The 792-nt window shown below is 47.5% G+C and carries 1 pseudogene; it reads right to left on the reverse strand.

From position 1 onward, the window contains the following. Nucleotides 1–792: pseudogene (locus tag R7Z50_RS26545) on the reverse strand (peptidase M6); the annotation flags it as partial.

Genomic DNA, 792 nt, shown 5'->3' on the forward strand with positions numbered 1-792 from the left:
GCCTCAACGACATGACTCGCATCCACATTCAGCAGCGCGGCAAACGGCACGAAAGAGAAGCCTGTCTGATTCAAACCAAATGTGTACATGTCGCTATTGCTGCCTGTCCACATCACAGGTAAAGAGGATTTTTCTGTTTTTAGAACACGACCGAAGTCAAAGTTCGCTTCAAACTCACCGCCTTCCAATTCCACCACCAACAGATGCTGACCAGCACTTAGTTGACTTGGCTGAGGGAATAAGATTCGTGATGATTTTTGGAAAGAACCTTGTTGTAGCAGTTCAGCGCTGTCTTGGTCTAACACCAAACGGTAACCCGCATTACCTGAGAATGGGAATCGCCATACTCGGTAAGTCATATCACTTTGAAGGCTGCTTCTTTGCGCGTACAGCTGAATACCATCCAGTTCTGTAGCGTTATTTAAATCGAGTGAAACCGCCAGCGTATTTGTGCCACTAGCAAACACATAACCTTGATAGAGAGAGTTCAGCCAAGCCGATTTGTTTGGCTCGCTCGCTTGCTCAAGGGAGAAACTGCCGCCATTCGTACTGCTAGCAATGTTAGAGATACGAACACCAGTTTCAAACCCAGCAATTGCTTGAAGTCCTGGATTAGAAGTGTCGGAAATCTCAGTGCCACCGTTAGGATACAAATCGCCGGCATCACTGCTTCCATCATTTTCTAACTCATTCAGACCATCAGCCTGCATGATTTGAACCTGCATCGCGCCAACATCGTTAAAGCGGTTCTGGACGTTCACAGACGTCGCCAATACCCCTTCTGCCGCCAAT

This window comes from Vibrio sp. 1249-1, assembly GCF_033340495.1.